Source organism: Paenibacillus sp. NEAU-GSW1 (assembly GCF_009737085.1).
In the GTDB taxonomy this organism is placed as follows: Bacteria; Bacillota; Bacilli; order Paenibacillales; family Paenibacillaceae; genus Pristimantibacillus.
Map to the genome: position 1 here is coordinate 81,654 of NZ_WOVL01000002.1, position 23,877 is coordinate 105,530.

Below are 23,877 nucleotides of genomic sequence, written 5' to 3' on the forward strand. Positions count from 1 at the left end.
CCCGCCTCACCCCGTTCCCTCAAGCTGCACAGCTTGGAAATTATTTCGCATAAAAAAGATCAACATTCGACTGTGTGACGACCGTTATCCCTGTATCCACATAGGAGGGCAAAGGCGGAACGTTCGATTCCCGCCAATCCGGCATTGGCTCGACCAGCTCATTGTGCATATGGAACAGATGCATGAGCGACCAATAACCCATATTCCATGTGCCTTGAGCAAGGGTAGCAGAGATGGTGCCGCTCTTGACCATATCGAGCGTCCCTTTATCGGTATCGAAACTGATCAGCTTTACCTGATTTAGCTTGCCCATCCGCAAAATCGCATTTCCCGCCCCAACGCCTCCGTTAGCTTCCGTCAGGAAAATACCTCTTAAATTGGGATAGCGCTCCAATAATTCACGCACTTTTTGTTCCGTCACCAGCTGATCGCCTTTTCCATCCTCAATCGCAACAAACTCCATCTCCGGAAATTCTGCGCTTAACGTTTCTTTAAAGCCCCGTGTACGCTCTTGGTGATTCAACTGGTTCGGAAGCGTAATGACGCCAAACTTTCCGCTTCCGCCGGTTAGCTCGGCCATCTTGCGGGCAGCCGTCACACCGGCGTTATAATTGTTCGTTCCGAGAAAGGAATACGCTTCGCTGTTCGGCGCGTCGGCATCGAACATAACAACGGGAATCCCGGCTTCCACTGCCTTATTAATCGCCGCGTTCAGCGCTTCGGAATTGATGGCGCTCACCGCAATGCCCGCAGGGTTTCGGGCAATGACCTGCTCCAGCACCATCACTTCCTCCTGCACATCGTATTGCGTCGAGCCGCGGTATTCAACCGAAACGCCAAGCGCTTCCGCAGCATCCTCGAACCCTTTCAGGCAGTTTTTCCAATAATCGATGCCGGTTAAAAAATTGACCATAACATACTTTTCTTCTGTCGTCCCGATAAGGCCGGCCGACTCGTCCAGCAGGCTGTTGTTATCCTCCCGCACAAATGCCACATATAAATAGGCCATCAAGGTTGCAATAAGCACGATGTAGACCAGCAAAAGCTTTTTCACTTTCGACCCCTCCTTCGGGCATGAGCGGCCGCCGCAGCCGTCATTCCCTTTCCGGTTCTCTCTAAACGTTAAATTGGCCTATACCGGTTTCACTACAATACAACGGCTAAACGCGGAGTGTCCACAAACTGTGAACGCTCCGCGCTGCGCGCATTTCTATGGCTCCGCTTATTAGGCGGATTTGTTTTTGTTATAAAGGTCAAAGGCGACTGCCAGCAAAAGCACCAGACCCTTAATCCCTTGTTGATAATCGATGCCAAGGCCGATCAGCGACATGCCGTTGTTCATAACGCCCATGACAAGACCGCCGACAATGGCGCCGATTACCGTTCCGACCCCGCCTGTTGCGGACGCGCCGCCGATAAATACGGCTGCGATTGCGTCAAGCTCAAAGTTAACGCCCGCTTTCGGCGTAGCCGCATTCAGGCGAGCCGCAAATACGAGACCGGCCAGCGCTGCCAGCACGCCCATATTGACGAATACCCAGAAGGTCATTTTCTTCGTCTTCACGCCGGAAAGCTTAGCCGCTTTCTCATTGCCGCCCAATGCATAGATATGACGGCCCATTACCGTTTTGCGCATCACGAACGTATACAGCGCAACGAGCAGCGCAAGCATAATGAGAATGTTCGGCAGCCCTTTATAGGAAGCGAGAACAAAGGTGAACAAGTTGATGATCGCAATGACCGCAGCCAGCTTGAGGAAGAAGAAAGGAAGCGGCAGCTGCTCGATCTGATAACGTTTTTGTATTAAGCGTCCGCGCCATTCCATAAAAATATACAGTACGGATAACACAATTCCGATAATTACGGTCAGCATATGAAGATCGAAGTTGCCCGGCACATCCGGAATGAACCCGGTGCTGATCGCACGGAAGCCTTCCGGAAACGGAGCAACCGATTTTCCGTCGAGCACCAGCATCGTCAAGCCGCGGAACAGCAGCATGCCGGCAAGCGTTACGATAAAGGACGGGATGCGCACATAGGCGACCCAGAAGCCTTGCCAAGCGCCGACCAAAGCGCCAAATACAAGCGAGAGCACCATCGCCACCGGAAAGGACATGCCGTGCTTAACCATCATAATGGCGGACACGGCCCCGACAAAGGCGGCGATTGAGCCGACAGACAAGTCAATATGCCCCGTTATAATAACCAAAAGCATACCGATCGCGAGAATAAGAATATAACTGTTTTGAAGAATAAGGTTCGTAATATTAAGCGGCTTCAACAAATTACCATCAGATAGAAATTGAAAGAGCAGCATGATCAAAATTAACGCAATGAACATGCCATACTGCCGAATATTGCTGCGAAACAATTTCAGAGCGGTTTCCATGCCGATCTACCCCCTGCTTTTCGTCATATATTTCATTAGTACTTCTTGATTGGCTTCCGCTCTTGGAACCTCACCGGTAAAGCGGCCCTCGTTCATCACATAAATGCGGTCGCACATGCCAAGCAGCTCAGGCAGCTCGGAGGAAATCATCAAGATGCCTTTCCCTTGCGCAGCCAGCTCGTTAATAATCGTATAAATTTCATATTTGGCGCCAACGTCGATACCGCGCGTCGGCTCGTCGAGAATGAGCACATCCGGTCCGGTATAAATCCATTTGCTGAGCACAACCTTCTGCTGGTTGCCTCCGCTCAAATTGCCCGTTTTCTGATGAATGCTCGGCGTCTTGATGTTTAGCTTCTTGCGGAAGCCTTCCGCTACACGAAGTTCCTCGTAGTCGTCAACGACAAACCATTTGGAGAGCCCCTTCAGGTTGGCCATTGTAGTGTTCCGCTTTATGTCCTCCATCAAAATAAGACCGTATTCCTTCCGATCCTCGGTTACGTATGCAACGCCGTTGTCGATCGCTTTGCTAATATCGGAAAGCTTTGTTTCTTTGCCGTCCTTAAACAACTGGCCGCTAATTTTCCGGCCGTACGACTGCCCGAAGATGCTCATCGCAAGCTCTGTTCGACCGGCGCCCATCAGACCGGCAATGCCAACGATCTCGCCGCGTTTAATATGGAAGCTGACATCGTCGATGACTTTGCGTTCGAGCTGTGTCGGATGAAACACGTTCCAGTTTTTCACCTCGAACAGCATGCTGCCGATTTTCGGCTGGCGTTCCGGATATCGGTTCGTCAAATCGCGGCCGACCATCCCTTTAATAATCCGGTCTTCCGTAATGTTGTCTTCCTTCACGAGGAGCGTCTCAATCGTCTTGCCGTCGCGCAAAATGGTAATCGAATCAGCAACCTTCATAATCTCGTTGAGCTTATGCGAAATAATGATGGACGTAATGCCTTGCTGTTTGAACGCCAGCATCAGATTAAGCAGGTTGTCGCTGTCCTCTTCGTTCAGCGCCGCGGTCGGCTCGTCCAGAATAAGCAGCTTTACTTCTTTGGAAAGCGCCTTCGCAATTTCAACCAATTGCTGCTTGCCGACCCCGAGCGAACCCGCAGCCGTATTAGGCGATTCGGACAAGCCTACTGTATTTAAGAGGTCGCGGGTGCGAACTGTCGTTCCGTTCCAATCGATAATGCCGCCCTTGACCTGTTCATTCCCGAGGAAAATGTTCTCCGCGATCGAAAGCTGCGGAATAAGCGCCAGCTCCTGATGGATAATAACAATGCCAAGCTGCTCGCTGTTTCGGATATTTTTAAATTCGCAGGCTTTGCCCTTGAATAGAATGTCGCCTTCATAGGAACCGTAAGGGTATACGCCGGAGAGCACTTTCATGAGCGTCGATTTGCCCGCTCCATTCTCCCCCATCAGCGCGTGAATCTCGCCTTCTTTAACTTTCAGATTAACGTTCTCAAGCGCCTTTACGCCTGGAAAGGTTTTGGTGATCCCGCGCATTTCCAATATAATATCCGTCATAGCTATCACCACGCCTTCAAAAGATAAGGTGCGGGACAACAAACGCGGTTCGCCTTTGTTGTCCCGCAGCAAGCTTCAATCTAACTATTATTTCAGTTCATCTTCCGTATAGTAACCGGAGTCAACCAATACTTGTTTGTAATTCTCTTTGTCTACCGATACAGGCTCAAGCAGGAACGAAGGAACGACTTTCACACCGTTGTCATACGTTTTCGTGTCATTAACTTCCGCTTCTTTACCTTGAATTACCGCTTCAGCCATGCTTACCGCTACTTTAGCCAGTTCACGCGTATCTTTAAATACAGTGGACGTTTGCTCGCCGGCGATAATCGATTTAACAGAAGCGAGCTCCGCGTCTTGACCGCTGATAACTGGCATTGGTTTGTCTGCCGAGCCGTAGCCTACACCTTTCAAGGACGAGATAATACCGATGCTGATGCCGTCATATGGGGACAATACCGCGTGTACCGTGTCGGAAGCGTAATTCGCGCTCAACAGGTTATCCATACGGGATTGTGCTGTTGCGCCATCCCAACGAAGCGTAGCCACTTGCTCCATGCTTGTCTGGCCGCTTTTTACAACCAGCTTGCCGTTGTCGATGTACGGCTGAAGTACGGACATTGCGCCGTCAAAGAAGAAGTATGCGTTGTTATCGTCTGGGGAGCCTGCGAACAGCTCGATATTGAATGGACCTTTGCCATCCTTCAGTCCCAGCTTCTCTTCCAGATAAGAGGCTTGAAGCACGCCTACTTTAAAGTTGTCGAACGTTGCGTAGTAGCTGACATGCTCCGTATTTTTGATCAAACGGTCGTAAGCGATAACTTTAATGTTTTCGTCAGCCGCTTTTTGCAGCACGTCCGTCAGCGACTCGCCGTCGATTGCAGCTACAACCAGAACCTTAACGCCTTTTGTAATCATGTTCTCGATTTGGGAAACCTGATTTTCAATGACGTCTTCTGCGTACTGCAGGTCAACGCCGTAACCAAGCGCTTCGAATTCTTTTTTCATGTTGGCGCCGTCGCCCACCCAGCGCTCGGACGATTTTGTCGGCATCGAGATGCCTACGCTTCCTTTTTCACTGTTTTTAGCAGCGCTTTCTTCAGTGCCCGTTCCGGACTCTGTGTTGCCGGCATTGCCAGCATTGCCAGCATTATTGCCGCCGCAAGCGGCGAGTACCATAATAAGTGCTGTGAGTACAAACAACGTTAGAGCTTTTTTCATTTCTGTCTATCCCCTCTCGATTTGTTTGCTGTGTTGATTTGTTGATAAGGCAATCATACAAGAGCCGCCCCGACTAATCTTTGCAATTCGTTAACCGCTTTTTATAAAAAATAAACATAGCCCGATTACACCTTGAATCTCGCAATGGATGACCGAAGCTCCTCTGCCATCGCGTTCATGAGCTCCGCGGATGAAGCAACCTCCTCTACGCTCGCGTATTGCTCTTCGATGCTCGCGCTCATTCCGCTCGTCCCTTCCGCCTGTGCCCGCGTTATTTCTTCAATGCTCTTCGCTCGCGATACCGCATGCTGAGATTGCTTCGCGATCTGCATTGAGCGCAGCGCCACTTCCTGAATAAGCTCCGCCACCTCGCGCATGCCGGAACCGATAGCGTTAAACGCCTCACCCGTCTGATTAACGACGGCAATCCCCGTCGCAACCTCCTGCGAGCTATCACTGGTGGAAACCGCAACTTGTCCCATCTCGGCACGGATGCCGACGACTAATGCTGCAATTTGCTCCGCAATTCCTTTCGTCTGCCCTGAAAGCCTGCGCACTTCTTCGGCAATGACGACAAAGCCTTTGCCGCTCTCTCCCGATCGAGAAGCTTCTATAGAAGCATTAAGCGCCAATATCTCGGTTTGCTTCGCAATCGCCGCAATTGAACCAATCGCTTCGTCGATCTCCCGCGTACGAACGGCCAAGCTGTCAACGGAACGGCTCAGCTTATTCATTCGAATATCGATCGTTTGCATCTGCTTAATCGAACCGCTTACCGCGCTTTGACCGAAACCGGTCGATTCCAGCGCCTCCCTGGACTTCTCATTCATCGTCTCGGATATTGCATTAATCGCTTGAACCGAGACGTACACCTCCTCCATAGCCGACACGCTATCCAGCAGAGCAGCCTCCTGATGCTCGGAGCCGGCGGCGATATTTTGCACGACATTCGCGTTATATTCAGAAGCTTGGGCGATTCCCGACATGCTGAGGTGAAGCTCCTTCGCCGCCTCCGACGTTTGTTCCGCGTGCGTCCGGACCGAGCTAATGATGCTGTATAAAGTAGACTTCATCTGATTGAAGGCATTTGCGAGCGCTAATATTTCATCTTTGCTTCTCACCGACACATCGCCTTGCGTCAGATCGAACCGGCTGATCGCCTCCGCTGCTCTGCCGACAGCGCGAATCGGTCTCACAATCCATAGCGATACGAGCAGCCCTATGAGAAGGGCGATAACAAAGGAGGATGCGCCAATAATGGTCAGGTTGCGGACAACCGTTTCCATCGCTTGCTCATTTCGCTTACGTTCGATCTCCAACACCGTTTTCTGACGTGCCTGCACTTTGCCGGCCAGCTTCGTCAAGCTTTGCGACAACGGAACGGAACGCGTCAGCACGCCTTTTATTTCCGCTTCATCAGGATCAGCTTGTTCCATTGCCGCTGTAATGTCGCCAAACAGAACCGCAATCTTCGCGTTCGCTTCCGCCATCGTTGTATAGAAGGCTTGATCCTCGACATTGCCGTCCTTTTTCTTGGTTTCCACAATCAAAGCTGTAATTTCACTGTTCGTCTGCTGAATCGTTTGCTCCTTTTGCCGAGACGGCTCCGCATAATATTCCGACAGAAGCGTGTACTGCACTTGCGTTCGATATTGGATTTCGGTCGCGTTCTGAAGAATCGCTCCGTTCTCATCCAAAAGCTTCGAATAGGCCTCGTTCACCTGCTTAATACTGTAAATAGATAAACCGCCGCTTATGCCTGTCAATAAAGAAACCGCCATAAAAGAAGCTGTAATTTTCATTCCCAATGACGCGGAAACCCTCTTATTCTTCATGCCTATCGCCCCTTTATTGCCGTATGGATTAGTGCAATCCCCTTTTCAGGCACATCATACCATTCGGGTCGCACATCGCTTGTTTACTTTATTGACTGCTTTTTTCAAAAAACTAACAAAGAAGTTTAGACGGCTCCAATCTCAATTGCAGCTGCCGATTGGGCTTTTTTTGTTCGCGAAAATAGCATTTGGAAATCTTTACTGAAAAATAGATCAATGGTACTATTAGGAATGTTTCGCATCGGACAGAGGGGGAAAATCTACACATTATGACAAAGAAAAATAGTTATTTTGCTCTAGTTTTTATCATTGTACTGACCTTGCTGACAAGCTGCGCCAAACCGGTTGCAGAAGAAGTCGAGCAAAAGCCTGCCTATCAGGAGGACCCGTCCGTTAAAATACTCAAGGACGAAATCATTCTGTATACGGATACCGACAAAGCAAAAGGAATTGGCGACCTGTATATGAAGAAGCCGAATGGCGACCGGGAGAAAATCGCCGGAGACGTGCTTCGCGGCCAATTCACTTATTTGTACAACACGAAAGCGGCTGTCTATATCGACAAAGACCATGTGCTTCATATAAAGGAAGACGGCAAAGCCGAGGAGCAGCTTGGCACCGATGTTTTCCCGGATTCCGTCTTTTATTCCGGCGATGAATCGACGATGCTGTTCTTGAGAACGACGAAGCCGAAGGACTATACCGGAACTTCGGGCGACCTGTATCGCGTCGTGAAAGGCACCGAGAAAGAGAAAATCGCCGGAGACGTGTCACTGGCGCAATATTCTCTTACTAAAGACGGGAAGGTCGCTACCTTTCTGACGAAAGACGCCTCTCTTTACCGCAAAGCAGCCGACGTTACCGACAAGGAAAAGCTGGGCTCTGACGTTGTTCAGTTCAAGACTAGCCCAGACGGCAACACGACTATTTTCAGCAACAAAGAAGGCAGCGTTTATTTGAAAAAAGCGAGCGCGCCCGACAAAGAAAAGCTCGCGGCCGAAAATATCGGCGAGGTGCAATTTTCCGATGACAATACACTGCTGGCTTACCTCGACGAATACAAGAAAGACTCTTCCAAAGGCGAGCTGATACTCGCTAAAGAAGGCTACGAACGAGTAAAGCTGGCTTCAGATGTCACGGACTATGAATTCACATCGCTCGGCGACTATATTTATTTTCTGAACGAAGACAAATCGCTGTATATGAAAATATTAACCGATCCGGAAACGGACAAAGAACCGGCCAAGAAGAAGAAAAAGGGCGAGCCTTCGCCATCTCCTACGGTTGCCCCGCTCAAGCAGCTGAACCCGGCGGAAAAAGTGAAGCTGGGCGACGAAGTCGTATACTTCGATCTGTCTCCGGACGGCACAAGCATCGTGTATTTGGATGCCGACGACAATCTGTTCCTGAAAAGGTTCGGCGAAGAAAAGGTTAAAGTGGCAAGCGATATAAGCGAAGTCAGCCTCTACAACCAGACGATCTTGATGCTGAATAAGGAAAAATCATTGTATTCGGTCGACCTTGCGGCCGATAGTTCCGTGTCAACCGAGCCCGAGTCTGGAGCTGATGCTAAGACTGACGATGCCGAGAATAAAGAAGGCGAAGCGGCGGCGCCTGCAGCAGACAAGCCGGCAAGCCCCGTCAAGGAAAAAGTTATGATCGCTGAACAGGTCGTGAAATACGCCGCCGATTCCAGCTTAAGCTATATTGCATACCGGACGAAATCGGGCGAGGTTTATACGAAAACGGCAGGACAAGAAGCTCCGGTCAAAGCAATCGAGAAGGCGGGCGATTACAGCACGATTCACTTCCTTGGCTCCATGCTGTTTGAAAAACTCGTTACGCTCGATCAAATTGCCGGAACATGGAAGGCCGTATCGAAGTACGATGGAGAGAGCTACGATTGGTATCTCGAGATTACGAAAGATCGCAAGTTCATTACCTATGACGCGGAAGGCGTAAAGCATGAGCAGGACTTCAAGTTCAGCGATCCAACGCCTTCGCAGGCCGACATCGTATTTACCGAGGACTCCGACGATATGCTCACCCTTGAGGTCATAGACGACAACAAGCTCGTGTTCCACTATCCGTTCCAGGAAGAGGAAACGACGGTGAATGTTACGCGGATGAAAAAGGATGCGTTCGATAAAGCGATCAAGGACATGCAAGCAGAAGCGGAGAAAGCACGCCAGCTGCAAGCCAAAATCGATGAGGCAAACGATAAAGCAAGCCAGGTTCTGTACACGTACTTGTATAATTACGATGCCGGAACGAAGGTCTACCACACGCCGAACGGCGAAGTGGCCGGCACGCTTGGCGGATATTTAGAGCTTTTTGTAACGGACACAAGCGTGACCGAGACGGGTGAGCTTTGGTGCAAAGCGAGCGTCTACTTTAGCGACGTCTATATGAATATGGATGTCTGGTTCACCTACAAGAGCGTCACCTAATAAAAGTCCCTCACACCAGCGTGTGAGGGACTTTTGGTTATCGCCGTCTAGCGATGACCTGCTCCCGTTTCGGCCCGACGGAAACGGTCATAACGGGAACGCCGATGCTTGCTTCAATGAAGGCCACATATTGTTTGGCCGCCTCCGGCAACTCGTCGAATCGGCCAATTTGCGAAATATCGCTTCCCCACCCCGGCATCGTGCGAATAACCGGCTTCGCCATATGCAGCTTGCTTGTGGCCGGAAATTGTACAGTTGTCTTCCCGTCCTCCAGCTCATAGGCCACGACTACTGGAATTTCGTCCAAATATCCGAGCACGTCAAGGTTGGTCAGCACCACCTCCGTTGCTCCCTGCAGCATGCAGCCGTACCGGGTCGCGACCGCATCGAACCAACCCACCCGTCTTGGCCGGCCCGTTACAACGCCGTATTCTCCGGCATCTCCGCCTCTTTGGCGAAGCTGCTCCGCTTCGCTGCCCCCAAGCTCCGAGACAAACGGGCCGGCACCCACGCAGCTGGAGTAGGCTTTGACTACCGCAACGACATTGCTGACTGCCGCCGCAGGCAACCCCGCTCCGACAGGCGCGTATCCCGCAAGCGTCGAAGCCGATGTGGAATACGGATAGATGCCGTGATCGGGATCGCGAAGCGCTCCAAGCTGTCCTTCCAACAAAATCGTTTGCCCGCTGCGATACGCCTCCTGCAGCAACTCCGTTGTATTGCATACATAAGGAGCCAAGGCGGCGGCCGCCTCTTGCAGCTCATCTATCAGCTGTCCGACGTCTATCGCCGGCCGGTTGTAATGGTGCCGCAGCAGCACGTTTTTGGCCGCCAGCAGCTGTTCAAGACGCTCGCGAAGCCTCGGGCGATCATAGAGATCGGCGACCTGAATGCCAAGCTTCGCATACTTATCGGCATAGAACGGGGCAATCCCCCGCTTGGTCGAACCGAAGCTTCCAGACCCGAGCCGTTCTTCTTCCAATTCGTCAAACAGCCGATGAACGCTCAGCACGAGCTGCGCCCTCTCCGAGACGCACAGCTTCGGAGAGGGAACTCCCCTCTCGGCGAGCATTTGCAATTCCTGCATCAGCACGCCGGTATCGAGCGCCGTTCCCGTGCCGATCACATTCGTGGTCCCCGATTGAAAAACACCGGAAGGCAGCATGCGCAGCGCAAATTTTCCGTAATGATTAATAATGGTGTGGCCTGCATTGCTGCCGCCTTGAAACCTTACGACAAACGCAGAGTCCGCCGCTAGTACGTCCGTCATTTTCCCTTTCCCTTCATCTCCCCAATTCGCCCCTACAATCGCCGTTACCGACATATTAGCCGCCCCCATCCTATTGTTCTTGAACCCATTTCTGATTATAATGCTGCATATAGACATAAGAAAAATTGATATTAATTATATTAGACATAAATTGAGGTAATGGGATGAACGTTAATTTAGAATGGTACCGTGTCTTTTACTGGATTGCCAAATCAGGCAGCTTGACGGCGGCGGCGGCGAAGCTTCACATTACGCAGCCGGCAGTCAGCCACACCGTCAAACAATTGGAAGAGCAATTGGGCGGCGCTTTATTTTTTCGTACGTCTAAAGGGGTGCAGCTTACGGCAGAGGGCGAAGTTCTGCTTCGTTATGTGGAGAAAGCGTTTATTAGCGTCAATATGGGAGAAAAAGCGATCGCAGAAATGCACAATCTCGACAGCGGCGATATTCGAATCGGGGCCAGCGATACGTTGTGCAAGCATTACTTGCTGCCTTATCTCGAATCGTTTCACGAGCAATACCCGAATATCCGCATCCATGTTACAAATCGCACAACGCCAGAGACGCTTGCCCTGCTTAAAGAAGGAAAGATCGATTTCGGCATCGTCAGCGCAGCCCCCTCCGGTATCGCTCCCGGGCTCGCTGCCGAGAAGGGAATCGAAATTCGCAAAAACGCGGTCATTCGAGATTGCCTCGTCGGCGGGAAAGGCTACTTTCACTTGGCCGACGCCCCGCTTCCATTGAACGCTCTTTCCGACTATCCTTCGCTGCTGCTCGAAAGCGGAAGCATGCGCAGCGCAATCGACGAATATGCCGCAGCAAACGGGCTGGCGATTACGCCTGAATTCGAGCTCGGAAGCATCGACCTGCTCGTTCAGTTTGCGTTGCGCGGCTTTGGCCTTGCTTTCGTTATCCGCAATTTCGTTGAGGCTGAGCTGCAGAGCGGCGAGCTCGCAGAAATCCCGCTTGATCCTCCGCTGCCGGAGCGCCATATCGGAATCGCCACGCTGCAAGGCATTCCTATGTCTGCCGCCTCCAAACGGTTTCTCTCGTTGCTGCCATAAATCCGTATTGACAGCTGAATTGCGAGATGGTACGATTCTGGCAATTAAAAGGCTATGCAACCTTAGGGTTCAACCTCGTTTAACGACGCGGTTGAGCCCTTTTTTTGCATTTGCCGCCAAATCCATTTTTAACGGGAGGGACTTTTATTATGGCTAGCAAACAACCGCTGCTGCACAGATTGGATGAAATCGGGAAATCGTTGGAGAAATACGAGAATACGCTGGCCCTGCTCGGGTTAGGCTCTGTTGGCGCAGAGACCGACCGCATCGACGACTATTCGGATCTCGATTTTTTCGTTATTGTGGCGCCGGGGTATAAGCAGCTGTTTATCGACCGGCTCGATTGGCTGGAAGACGTGCATCCGCTAGCCTTTTCTTTTAAAAACTGCGATATCGGCTATAAATTTTTGTTCGAGGACGGCATTTATGGCGAGTTTGCGGTATTTGAGGAAGCGGAGCTGGAGCATGCGCAATATACCGGCGGAAGAATCGCTTGGATATCCAAACGAGGCTTAAAGGGCAGTATTCTTGAAGGCAAAGCGGCTATTCCCGCCAGAAGAGGCCAATCGATTGACCACGCCGTCGGCGAGGCGTTAACCAACCTTTATGTCGGACTCGGACGATATGCCCGCGGAGAGAAGCTGTCCGCCTTGCGGTTTATTGAAAGCTATCCGATCGACGGACTTCTGTCCGTTATGCATCTTCTGGAGCCGGAGACAGATTTCTTCCCGGACGTGTTCGGCAACGAGAGAAGAGCCGAGAAACGGTTTCCTCGCTTCGCGGCTCAAATGGGCGGCATGCTTCAAGGGTACGATCGCATTCCCGAATCCGCCATACAAATGCTGAATTACTTGGAATCGATCTATCCCGTCAATCAACGGATGAGCGCCGAGATCCGGGCGCTGGCCAAGCATTGTCAGGCGAAATAGAAGTGAATGATAAACTAATAAAAAAGCAGAATCCCGCCTAGTGCAACGACCCACAGCATCGGAACGAGATTTATGAAGACGGCAGCACGTTTTTTTCGCTTATGCAGCACCCAAGCGATGATTGAACATGTGATTACGGCCAACGGATATAAAGTAATTACACCGACAAAGGCTGCCGCAGACCAGCTGAAGCCTTGGTCAAAGCTCATAAACGACATGCCCCAAATGACAAGCCATGGAATGCATAAAACCAAATAAATAATTTGGGTTATAACTAGAAGCGTTCTCATCGATTCCCCCCTGTTCAGAGCAAAACATTACTTTAGAACCATTGTAACGTTGATTAATATAACACCGTCGAAGAAGGTTAGTAAACCATTTAAATGCCATATTTCACCGCAGCTGCCAGCATTGAAAGCGCAAAAAAAGAAGCAGGAGCCTTAAGCAGCTCCCGCTTCTTTGGATTGTATCGTTAAGCGTTGTTCCTTTGTACGTTTTCAAGGTGAGCATCGAGGTTATCCCACGTCTCGGAAATCCCTTGAAGCATACCCATATCAATAACCGTTTGCAGCGCTTCCGGCGATGCGTATTGCGCCGTGTTAATCAGCTTCGTCGTACCGTTTTCATCGATAAAATCAAGGCGAACTTGCGTTTCCGGAAGCTCTTCCGACAGATTGCCTTCCGCATCGGAGAAATAGTCCGTGTAGGAGACTTGCTCAGGAGCCGAGATTTCCCGATAAATCGCTTTGCCCCATGATTCCATGCCATAGAACTCGCCTTGGTCTCGGTCAACGCACTTCATACAGTAATGCCATACGCCGCCTGGACGGAAATCGATATTGCAAACTGGAAGCGACCAGCCCTTCGGCCCCCACCAATGCTTCAAATGCTCTGCTTCCGAAAAAGCTTGGAAAACGAGCTCGCGCGGCGCTTTAAAGGAACGTTCAAGAATAAGCGTATTTCCTTCTACTCTAGATACCGTTTGATTTGCTGTTGTCATCATAAACACCATCCCTGTTAGAATTGACCGGCCGCTTCACATCAGCTCCGGCAGCTTGCCATTCAATGCCCTTTTTCCCTGTTCTGCAATTGCTGCAAATAATCGTCCAGCCGGTCGTAGCGCTCTTCCCATAAACGCCGGTAAGATTCAATCCATGTGTTGAGATCCTTAAACGGCTCGGGACGCAAGCTGCAAATCCGCCGATTAGCGACAGCCTTAACCTCGATAATTCCTGCGTCATTCAGCACCTTCACATGCTTTGACGCTTGGGGCTGGCGCATCTCCAGCCTTTCGGCAATCTCACCTACCGTAAAGGAGCTTTCAAGCAGCAACTCGACGATTTGCAACCGATTAGGCTCTGCTAAAGCGCTCAAAACTTCAGCATTCATTGCACTCATCCATCTTTCTTCTACTGTCTTATGGCCTTATTGTTGACCACTCGTGTTTGTCTGAACCAAATATACCATGTAAGGAATATTCCTGTAAAGGAATATATATAAATTATTTTTGCTGCTGAGGCAGTACCATTCGATTTATAACCGGCGATGATAAAATGACAGATGTATTTACGTTGCCATACGGCATCAGCCTCTCAACAAGCTGTGTCAACGCCTCCATCCCCGAAACGGCCGCCTTCATTACATAGCTGACGGTACCTGTAACGCGATGACACTCTAATATCGCTTCGTCAGCTGCTATCCGCTTCTCGAACTCTATCGGCGCTGCCTTAAGTTCGCTTATTTGAATGATAAGCTGGATTGACCTGCCGACGGCGGAGGGCGGGATTTGCGCGCGGAAGCCCGTAATGACGCCCCGTTCCTGCAGCCGCAACAGCCTCTCCGCAACGCTAGGCCGACTTAAAGCCACTCGTTTGGACAATTCGCTTATCGTCATTCTTCCATCCTCCTGCAGCAATCGGAGTATAGTGAAGTCCAATTGATCCATTCTGCGCGCCGCCTTTCATTTTGCATATTTTATTGACTAAATTGATTCAATGTTACCATTACTCCCATTCGATTGGTTCAGTTTAGTATATAACCGTTGTTTGCTCCGCAGTATGCTTAAATCAAACAACATGCAACAGGCGGTGCGTGCAACTATGAGATACATGAACGGTTTCAAAACGAAGGCGCCAAGACGCAAATGGCTCCACCTTGCACTCGGCTGTCTGCTGACTGCTGCCGGCCTTATGATGCTAAAGCACGCTCAAGTGTTTACCGGCGGAACAGCCGGCATGGCGCTGAGCCTCGCTCATATGCTCCATTTGAAATTTTACATCTTGTTTTTTCTTCTCAATTTCCCCTTCCTTCTCTTTTCCTTTATGACCATGGGCCGATCATTCACGTTAAATACAATCTTCTCCATCATGCTGCTGTCCGCCCTGACTTCCGTCGATCGCTTCCTCCCGCCCCCCTCCATCTCTCCAACCGTCGGCGCAATCGCAGGCGGCATTCTCATCGGCGTTGGCGTATGCGCCTTGTTCCGAAACGGCGCCTCACTCGGCGGCTCCAATATTGTTGCGCTCTATTTAAATCGCAAATTTAGAATAAACCCCGGCAAAACCAACTTCGTCTTCGACAGCACCGTGCTGCTCATCAGCTTATTCGCGTACCCTGTTGCGAACTTGCTGCTTTCCGCTTTATCTATCGCCGTAACCTCAAGCATCATGGCCCTCTACAAAAGAAGAAATAAACCGAGAACCCACAAATCATTGCTGCCGCATAAGCCATCTTTCAAAAACCGGCATTAGAAAAGCGTTCCATCATGTGCCTGCACGCATGCTGAAACGCCTGTGTTAATTCAGCCGCAAATTGCTAATGGCCTCGCAGGCCGTTAGATCATCCAGTTGCGTCCACTCACGGTTGCCTAACGGCCTCCGAGTTCCTTACAACTTGCGCATCCCTGTGAAAGCGGCGTTCTAGCACACAATAAAAAAAATAGCGGCACAGGGATAAAACACCTGTACCGCAATTATTAAACTTATTTGCCTAGCAAATTGAAGATGACTTGCGCGCCTTCCGCGCGGGTCATTACGCCTTGCGGCGCGAACTGTCCGTTTGCTCTGCCTTTCACAAGACCGAGCTTTGCAGCAGCGTCAACGTAAGCGACTGCCCATGCGCTAACTTGCGCGCGGTCCGTAAATTCGGACGGAGCAGCCGCACCCGCCGCTTTGCCTCCGTTCTTCACTTCCAGCGCACGAACGATCATCGTCGCCATTTCCTCGCGTGTAATCGTTGCGTTCGGTCCGAAAGTACCGTCCTGGTTACCTTTGACGATTCCCGCTTTGCTAGCCGCAGCTACGAATGGAGCGTACCAAGCGCCTTTAGCTACATCAGAGTAGCTTGCTTCGCCTTCCGCTTTCAAACCTAGCGCACGTACCAGCATCGCCGCTAATTCGGCGCGGGTTACGCTCTTCTCAGGAGCAAACTTCGTCTCTGAAACCCCGGTAACAATTTGCTTCGCCGTCAACGCTTTGATGACGCTCGAAGCCCAATGGGAGCCAGACACGTCGGCAAATGTTTTATTGTACTCAAGCGCAGCGTACTTGCTGAAGTGGGTGGTTTCGCCCGTAATCTGCCCGTTCTCAACCTTGCCTCCAACATATGTGAGCTTGCCGTCTTCGCCGATATAATAGATTCCGACTAATGACTCGTCAAGTTCTCCTGTCGCTTGCAGCTTGATCACAATCGGTTGGGTGAACTGCGTCACCTCAATGCGCTTGCCGTCTGCAGTAATGACATACAGCTTCAATTCATACACCGGCGATGCCGATTTCAGCTCAAGCGAATGTCCGCTTGCATTTTCAATAAGCGCATTGCCTTCTTGAGCCGGCAGCGGCTTGAACTCAAACCGAATTTGCGCGCCTTCCGCAGCCGTCCCGGAAACGAGTTGGCCTGCTTGTTGCAGCACTTCATTCGGGAAGGTTACCGAGATGCTTCCCGCATTCAATTCAAGATCGCTATTACCCAAAGCGTTAGCCGCGTTGATTGGAAGCTGCACAGCTTGCTTGCCTGCCTCAACCGGAACTTCCACTTTGCCGTCTTGACCGTTCTGCAAGCCGCTCTCTTCAACAACTTGCGTATCCGACACGCCAGTCGTCTCTCCAGTAGACGTATTGCCGCTTGGTCCGGATAGCAAGCTAAGAATGACTGTGCCGCCTTCATTCATGCCAGGCAGGCTGAACGTTACTTTCTTGCCAGCGGCTACACCATAAGTCGTTCCGCTGTATTCATCGGTTACAGTTGAGCCGGATGCGAACGGCACCGAGATCGTAACCGTCTTCGCAGCCGTCTTCACGTTAATAACGGTTACGATATTCGTGCTGCCATAACGCTTATTAAACGCCATAAATCCTTCCGCATCGGAGCCGCCCAGCTTCGAGCGCTGTCCTTTTGCATACACTTTGGAGAATTTCGCTCTGATGTTCAGAAGCTTCTTGTAATGATTGTGAAGCGCCGCTTCCTCCGTCAGTTTATCCCACGGCATGTCGCCGCGATTTTCACTGAACTCTCCTTCGCTCATGTCGCCAGCATTTTTGCCGGAACGTCCCAGCTCCTCGCCATAGTAAATAACAGGCTGGCCTTTGGCCGTAATTTGCAGCGCTGCGGCGATTTTCAATTTGCCTTTGTCCCCGCCCACATAGCTCACCAAGAATCCGTCCTCGTCATGGCTGCTTAGGAATTGGCCCATCGTTTTTGTATTGTTCATTTTCGATTCCCGGTCTTGCAAGTAAGCGTCAACCGCATCAATGCTGCCGTTTGCAAAATCGCGCACTTGCCCTTTGAAGCCGAAATCAAGCAAGCTGTCCATTTGACCGTTGCCCAGCGTGCCGCCGTCGGTGTCGACCGTCGCGCCAAATTGCTCGCCGATCATTTTAAATTCTGGATTGATCTCAGTCAGCGCATTGCGGAATGCTTTCCAGGTCGTGCTTTCAACGTGCTTAACCGTATCGACACGGAAGTAATCAATCGTATCTCCGCGGTCTGTTTTTGCACGATTCAGCCAACTCGTCTGCCAATCGATCACTTTCTCGCGTACGGCAGGCTCTTCCGTTTTAAAATCTGGCAAGAAAGCGACCTCGCCCCTAATCGGATTGGTGCTAGCCTGTACGTCGTCCGTTCTAAGCATGCCGGCAAAACGGTCTTTGTCCTCTTGCGCAATGGTCGGATAGTCGTCTTCCGGCTTCACGCCGTAGCCCGTATGGTTGAGCACGACATCGACCATAATTTTGATGCCTCTGTCATGCGCCTTGTCGATAAGCTCCTTGAATGTGTCCAAATCGCCAAGATGCTCGTCGATCTGCGTAAAGTCTTTTGCCCAGTAGCCATGGTAGCCGTACTGCTTGCTGTCAAAATCAACGCCTTTGTTGAAGTCGATGTTATCGACGATAGGCGTAATCCAGATCGTATTGATGCCAAGATCCTGAATATAATCCAGCTTGTCGATCATGCCTCTGAAGTCGCCGCCGTGATACGCTTCAAGATGCGTTTTATCGACATTCTCGTTGTTCGTGCTGTCGCCGTCGGCGAATCGGTCAGTAAGCGTGAAGTAAATACGCGCTTCGTCCCAATCGAAATCAAGCTTGTCGTCTGTATACGTTCTTGCTTTTACATTTACTGTTGCGGTGTGCTGATGCTTGTTGCCGTACACGTCAATTAACGTGACCGTAACGTTTTTAGCTCCCGCCGTAATTTTATCTTCTACAGAGAGCGTTTGCGCCATCAATTCCGTATCGAAAGTCGCCTTTGCCGAGCCGCCAAGCGCCGTCAGGTCGATATACGCTTCACGATAGACAACTGGCTCGGATGGCGTCACGTCAAGCGACAGAACGCCGTTCTCGTTGGAAGCGATCGCAGCCGGATTGAATGCCGACGTAATCGTCATCGTTGGCTTGCGATATTCGAAGCTCGACTTGCCGTCCACGATATTGTTCGGGTCGTTAACCTCTGTCGTCGTTCCGGCTCTCTCAACGATGAACGAATAGTCATGTGCGCCAACCGCTACATTATGCAGCGTGTAGCTGAACCATTCTTTTCCAGCGTCATATGCCATCTGGTATTCGTTGTCGCCTACTTTGACTTTAACGCTCGCAATCGTGTTCATTTGCCCGTTTTTGAACAACGCTTCATCGCGATATACGAACGTTACATTGCCGTCGTTCAACAACGGACCGCTTGTGCTTGGCAAAATATCGAGCGCGCCGACCATGCTGGTCACATTTACTTTCGTAAACATTGCGCCCGGCTCAATCGGTATGTTGCGATCGTAACCGATATCTTGCTTCGCGGTGTTCCAATCCGTTCCTTTGCGAAGCACGAAGCCTACGCTTGCCGCGCCTTCTGCTACTTCGAGATTAACGGTTGCGATTCCGTTCTCTACCTTCGTGAAGTCGATTTGATCGTCTTTCACGCCGGTTCCCCATACCCACAGGTTCCAATCCGTATAGTCTTTGTCCGGACGGATATAGTTGATTTGAACGTAACGTTTATCTACCGGTTTTGTAACCGTTACATCGACCACAGCTGTCAAGCCGTTATACGTAACCGTAATTGCAGTCGTACCCAGGCTCAGGCCCTTCACTTTGCCAGCTGCCGATACGCTTGCAATACCAGGCTTGCTGGATGCGAATGCAGCCTCTGCCGTTACTTTGCGTTTGCTGCCGTCATCGTATTTCGCATATACCGTCGTTTGATGCTCACTGCCGATCGCTACCGAATAGCTTGCGCTGTCGAGCTCAAGCGAGGCAAGCGTCGCCGCAGGCGCATCTTTCTTAATAATGACTGCTGTCAACGGATCAAGCGTGATCGAATCCGCAGTCAATGTGAAGCCGGAAGGTGCGGATACCGCAGCAATGCCTGCTTCGTCGTTGTCGACGACAACCGTTCCGCTTTGCAAATCCTCCGTCAACGTAATCGTTCTTTCCTCGTTGTCCGCATTCAGGAATACATAGTATTGTCCAGTTCCGTCCGTCGCCTTGTTCTTGTAGGCGATGAAGAGGTCCTCGGCCGAAATTTGTGGCGCGTCGATCAACGTAACGTTAGAGTTGACCAAATCCTGGTCGCCAAGCGAGAATGCGTCCGTCGAATTGCGAAGCTTCATTAAGCCCGACGTATACTCTTTCGTAATGTTATTGACCGGATATGCCGCTTCATCCGTCGCTTTTGCCCAGTCAAACTTATTAATGGCATCGGAAGAATCATAGGAATCATGGACGAAATAACCGATATGGTTGCCATTCTCATCCAAAAACTCCGTAGACTTCTGTTCCGGCTCGCCTGCGGCGTTCCACTGCTTCGTGCGGCCGTACTCCTGGCCTACCTGAAGGAAGGCAGTGCCCTGCGATGTCAGGACGAGAAGGTTGCCGAGCCGGACCCGCTGATGAATTTCCAGATCATCGGCTGGGATGGCCGGGTTCTTCTTGATCGACTGCGCAATTACGTCGTACAACGGAAGGTTGTCATGCGCTTCGATATAAGAAACGATATCGCCTGGATCGTCTTCGTTGATGTTCGACGGCTGGCCCTTAATGTTGTTAAAAATTGTGCTAATGCTTCTTGCTCCGCCTGTAATGAATCGCGGCTGGCCTTCCGAGCCGTAGCCGGATTTCAATTCATTGCGGAATTCGTCGGAGAATACGCCGACATTATCCGTTTTGTCCATCCAGTCCTGATCGGCGCTATGTCCCGCCAACGCCGGTTCAGCAACAGCCCCGGAGAACGTTCTCCAGCCTTCGCCGATAAACAGCGCGTCTGGATTGATTGTGATCGCTTCGTCGTAAGCATGCTGAACGGCCTCATATGTTGCGTCGCCCATCATATCCCAGCGCATGCCGTCGATTTTGTACTCGTCGAACCAGTATTTGACGGAATCAACCATCAGCTTCTCAGACATGATATGGTTGGTCGCCAGGTTGTTTGTGAAGCCGCCGACAAAGTTTCCGTTTGCGTCTATCCATTGATAGTAGCCAGGGACGATGTCGTTCAACAGCTCTTTTTGGGCCATATGCGTATAAACAACGTCGAGAATGACGCCCATTCCCGCTTCGTGAATCGCATTAATCATGTCCTTCAGCTCTTTGACACGAAGCTCCGGATCGGCCGGATCTTCCGAATAAGCGCCGTCTGGAGTGAAGTAGTTGTGAGGATCATAGCCCCAGTTGTATTCATTATCCAGCGCAGAGTATTCATTCTCGCGTTCTCCCGCCTTGGTCTCGTCTCCGAAGTACCAAGCCATAATCGGCATCAGCTGAATGTGGGTTACGCCCAGCGATTTGATATAATCCAATTTCTCGGCAAATGCATTATAAGTTCCCCATCTTGCGTTCAGATCGCCTTCAATCGACGGATCGGACGTGAAGTCCCGTACATGCATTTCCAAAACAATCGCGTCTTCCCGCTTCTCATAACCGTCGATTTGCGCGAAGTCGTAGCCTTCAGGGTTCGTTCCGCTCAAATCTACGATTGCGGCTTTGCCTACCGTATCTCCGTCCGGACCTGCTTCCCCTTTCGTGTTCACCGTAAACGGCGCCATCGATTTAGCGTAAGGATCAAGAACTTTCTTCGTCACGCCGTTATTGGTCACTTCATATTGATAGAAGTAGCCTTCGCTGTCGACCCCGTTGCCGTCTTGCAGCACGGTGATCGTTTCCGACCAGACGCCTTGCTCGCCTTTCGTTAACGGGTAGCTGCCGATGAGCTCCGTTGAATCATCCTTGTCATACACATTGGCAACAACCGCAGAAGCGGTTGGAGCCCAAAGCTTCAACGTCGCCGTTCCGTTCGCGTTGTATTTCGCTCCCAGATCGTCGCCATCGTAGGTATACAATGAGTCGAGCATTCTCCAGCCCGTAGAAGCGGATACTGTTCTGCCCGAATACGTGATGCTAAGAGGCAGCTTATCCAGATTGAGAGCGGCATCGATCTCCACCGTCGTCTCATCTTTAATGACGACTTTATTAATCGTCACGCTCTCGCCTTCACTGTCCGTTATTGCAATTGCGCTCTTCAGCGCAGTCGCGTCAAGACCTTCCGTCATTGTGAAGAGAGAAAGAATTTTATTGACCCCTGTTACTTCCGCCGAGACGATAGCCGTAGCCAGATCACTGTATGGCGAGATGTATACGTTATTGTCTCCCTCTTTAATCCAGATGTGAGAATAACGATTCATAAGCGCGAACTCTTTCGTGTCGCCGTCTTTGTTGCCGGTCTCACGATTCAAGGCAATAAAATTGATTTTTTGCGCGTTTTCTTTATACGCAACGTCGATATAACCGCCATAGCGGTCTTCCTCTGCAAATGGCGTTGCAGCAGTCGGCCAGCTGCCCAGCTCCTCCGACTTCACCGCAACGTCGCCGAACAGCCACAATCCGGTGTTGATGTAAGTGTTATCGCTTCTCGTATAATGGATCCGAATCGTATTCGGCGCAAGCTCCACCGGCTCGTACGGCGTCACCACATCAGATCCTTCCTGCAGCCATACTTCGTTCACAGCTGCCGACGTTAGCGTGAACACTTTATCCCCGCCGTCCTTCGCGCCGCTTACACGATTTACAACAACCATTCCGGCTTTCTTCGCATTTGCTGCAAGCGGAATGTCTTGGAATACGCCGTAGCTGTCGGTCTGCTCCGCCGCGAACGCCGAAGCGCCTGTCGGCCAGTTCGTCGAAGGCGAAGCTACATCGTTAAACAGCCAAAGACCGATATTTTCAGGATCGCCGTTATAGTGAACCCGTAAAAAGCCTTCCGGCACTTCCGAGCCCGGGTCTACCGGAATCGTAAAGTCTGCTCCTACGCTGTTGTCAACCGCGTTGTACTTAAAATTAACTGGAAGCTCCTGCGGCAGAACCAGCGATTGGCTCTCTTCCGGATAAGTCGGATCTTCCGAGGTGCTGCCAAGCACGACTTGATACGCATAAGTGCCTTCCGGCAATGTCTTTACAACCGTATACACATTGTCGAAGTCGGAATCGGCAAGAAATGTTCCTGCTTTATCCGGAGCCCCGTCCGCCTCGTCCCCAAGCTCCGTCTGCAAATCACCGACCAGACGAGGGAGCTTGTCGGCCGCTATCGGCGTATAGTACGTCGAATCCGCAATTTTGCGCGTGGTGTGATTGTAGTAGAACGTTACTGTCGTTGCTTCGGCCAACACCAGCTTAATGTTGCCGCCGGAATCAACGCCTGCCGGATTCGTATAATTGCTGAATCCATAGTTTTCAGCCCAAGTTCCATTCAATGCGATTTTGTACTGATACGTGCCTGCCGGAAGCTCGCCCGTAAACACGTAGTTGCCATCGCCCAAATCTTGCATGAGCGTCGTTGCATCAGCCGGCTCCCAATCCGCCGTCCCTCCAAGCTCCGTCTGCAGATCGCCGACCAATGTAGCCGTTACCGCATCTGCGCTAGCACGGTTTGGCGTCATACCGAAACATGACCACACCAGAGCGAGCGTCATCATGATTGCAACCGCTTTTCTGCTTCGTAAACCTAACTTCATCCTGCTTTCCTCCCCATTTTAAACATTCGCAGTGAGGTTCCCTTCATGATGCAAACGATTGCACAAATAGACCAGCAAATGCAAACAACCTCTCAACTCGACCACAATGCAACCAGGCGTTCCCATAATAGTTACATAAATCGTGTTTTGAAAGCGTTTGCTGTACTCGTTTTTTATATTACTACCTCATTTAAAGCGCTGTCAATTTAAAAATGAACCAAAAACAGAAAGAAGTCCTTCTGTTTTCGACACCATTTTCAGCAAAAACGGCATTGTGGTAACGTTTGCACAAAAGTTGCACACCATCTTGTCGGAAAAAATATTTTTATCTCCTATCGTTTGTATGTATCCAAACGATCGACTTCCATGTAAAATTAACTAGAATTATCCAAACAATACGTCTTGCTGTCCATTTATAAATTCGAAAATAGATCAAAGTTGAAAGGGAAGATCAAGGTTGAAACTGCACTATATCCTTTTCGCCATCGCCTTATGCCTTGGCCTCATCGTGCCCTATTTGTATTTACTGCTTAAAATCACTTGCGTTGGAGCTGCTTATATGATGGATGCCGCCGTAGCCGAGAAAACAGAAAAACGCCGTTACCCTGTCATGATCTTTTTCTTTATTGGCGTTATTGCAAGCTATCTATACAAGCTGCTCTAGTTCCGATGGCTCGCCGCGCAGCAGCAA

General features: G+C 50.6%; 16 protein-coding genes. 5 read left to right on the forward strand and 11 right to left on the reverse strand.

Annotated elements, in window-relative coordinates; all coding sequences use genetic code 11:
- Positions 1-40: 40 nt before the first annotated feature.
- The 5 genes from GOM71_RS01500 to GOM71_RS01520 all read right to left on the reverse strand — a co-directional run bounded on the left by GOM71_RS01500 (position 41) and on the right by GOM71_RS01520 (position 6,948).
- The gene (locus tag GOM71_RS01500; protein ID WP_367649423.1) at positions 41-1,054 is read right to left on the reverse strand and encodes a substrate-binding domain-containing protein; all 1,014 of its coding nucleotides are present in this window, start codon (positions 1,052-1,054) and stop codon (positions 41-43) included.
- Positions 1,055-1,225: 171 nt separating this feature from the next.
- A complete protein-coding gene (gene mmsB / locus GOM71_RS01505) occupies positions 1,226-2,389 on the reverse strand; it encodes a multiple monosaccharide ABC transporter permease (protein ID WP_156277735.1) in 1,164 nt (387 codons plus the stop codon).
- A gap of 6 nt (positions 2,390-2,395) precedes the next feature.
- A complete protein-coding gene (mmsA, locus tag GOM71_RS01510) occupies positions 2,396-3,925 on the reverse strand; it encodes a multiple monosaccharide ABC transporter ATP-binding protein (protein ID WP_156277742.1) in 1,530 nt (509 codons plus the stop codon).
- Positions 3,926-4,012: 87 nt separating this feature from the next.
- Entirely contained in the window at positions 4,013-5,146 is a 1,134-nt protein-coding gene (gene chvE / locus GOM71_RS01515) for a multiple monosaccharide ABC transporter substrate-binding protein (protein WP_156277745.1), read from the reverse strand.
- Between the two features lie 125 nt (positions 5,147-5,271).
- A complete protein-coding gene (locus GOM71_RS01520) occupies positions 5,272-6,948 on the reverse strand; it encodes a methyl-accepting chemotaxis protein (RefSeq protein ID WP_173275043.1) in 1,677 nt (558 codons plus the stop codon).
- 302 nt (positions 6,949-7,250) lie between these two features.
- Here GOM71_RS01520 and GOM71_RS01525 point away from each other — a divergent pair, with 302 nt between their 5' ends.
- The gene (locus GOM71_RS01525; protein ID WP_156277750.1) at positions 7,251-9,431 is read left to right on the forward strand and encodes a hypothetical protein; all 2,181 of its coding nucleotides are present in this window, start codon (positions 7,251-7,253) and stop codon (positions 9,429-9,431) included.
- Positions 9,432-9,468: 37 nt separating this feature from the next.
- On the opposite strand, the gene GOM71_RS01530 is transcribed toward GOM71_RS01525, so the two are convergent.
- A complete protein-coding gene (locus GOM71_RS01530) occupies positions 9,469-10,755 on the reverse strand; it encodes an adenylosuccinate synthase (RefSeq protein WP_156277753.1) in 1,287 nt (428 codons plus the stop codon).
- 110 nt (positions 10,756-10,865) lie between these two features.
- Between GOM71_RS01530 and GOM71_RS01535 the strand changes: the two genes are divergently transcribed.
- Positions 10,866-11,765 carry a LysR family transcriptional regulator gene (locus tag GOM71_RS01535; protein WP_156277755.1) on the forward strand — a complete coding sequence of 300 codons (900 nt, stop codon included), beginning with the start codon at positions 10,866-10,868 and terminating at the stop codon, positions 11,763-11,765.
- A gap of 149 nt (positions 11,766-11,914) precedes the next feature.
- Positions 11,915-12,694: a hypothetical protein gene (locus GOM71_RS01540; RefSeq protein ID WP_156277757.1), complete on the forward strand. Its 780-nt coding sequence runs from the start codon at positions 11,915-11,917 to the stop codon at positions 12,692-12,694.
- Positions 12,695-12,708: 14 nt separating this feature from the next.
- Here GOM71_RS01540 and GOM71_RS01545 read toward each other — a convergent pair whose 3' ends face one another.
- The 4 genes from GOM71_RS01545 to GOM71_RS01560 form a co-directional block, all read right to left on the reverse strand.
- Complete coding sequence (locus tag GOM71_RS01545) at positions 12,709-12,984, reverse strand: hypothetical protein (RefSeq protein ID WP_156277759.1); 276 nt, start codon at positions 12,982-12,984, stop codon at positions 12,709-12,711.
- A gap of 182 nt (positions 12,985-13,166) precedes the next feature.
- The gene (locus tag GOM71_RS01550; protein ID WP_156278080.1) at positions 13,167-13,694 is read right to left on the reverse strand and encodes an SRPBCC family protein; all 528 of its coding nucleotides are present in this window, start codon (positions 13,692-13,694) and stop codon (positions 13,167-13,169) included.
- A gap of 62 nt (positions 13,695-13,756) precedes the next feature.
- Complete coding sequence (locus GOM71_RS01555) at positions 13,757-14,083, reverse strand: ArsR/SmtB family transcription factor (RefSeq protein WP_156278082.1); 327 nt, start codon at positions 14,081-14,083, stop codon at positions 13,757-13,759.
- 112 nt (positions 14,084-14,195) lie between these two features.
- Positions 14,196-14,639: an Lrp/AsnC family transcriptional regulator gene (locus GOM71_RS01560; protein ID WP_156277761.1), complete on the reverse strand. Its 444-nt coding sequence runs from the start codon at positions 14,637-14,639 to the stop codon at positions 14,196-14,198.
- A 163-nt stretch (positions 14,640-14,802) separates the two neighbouring features.
- Here GOM71_RS01560 and GOM71_RS01565 point away from each other — a divergent pair, with 163 nt between their 5' ends.
- Positions 14,803-15,444: a YitT family protein gene (locus GOM71_RS01565; protein WP_216651688.1), complete on the forward strand. Its 642-nt coding sequence runs from the start codon at positions 14,803-14,805 to the stop codon at positions 15,442-15,444.
- Positions 15,445-15,674: 230 nt separating this feature from the next.
- Here GOM71_RS01565 and GOM71_RS01570 read toward each other — a convergent pair whose 3' ends face one another.
- Positions 15,675-23,186 carry a pullulanase gene (locus GOM71_RS01570; RefSeq protein WP_156277765.1) on the reverse strand — a complete coding sequence of 2,504 codons (7,512 nt, stop codon included), beginning with the start codon at positions 23,184-23,186 and terminating at the stop codon, positions 15,675-15,677.
- A gap of 457 nt (positions 23,187-23,643) precedes the next feature.
- On the opposite strand from GOM71_RS01570, the gene GOM71_RS01575 reads away from it, so the two are divergent.
- Positions 23,644-23,850, forward strand: coding sequence for a hypothetical protein (locus GOM71_RS01575; protein WP_156277767.1), 207 nt, complete (start codon positions 23,644-23,646; stop codon positions 23,848-23,850).
- Positions 23,851-23,877 lie beyond the last annotated feature (27 nt).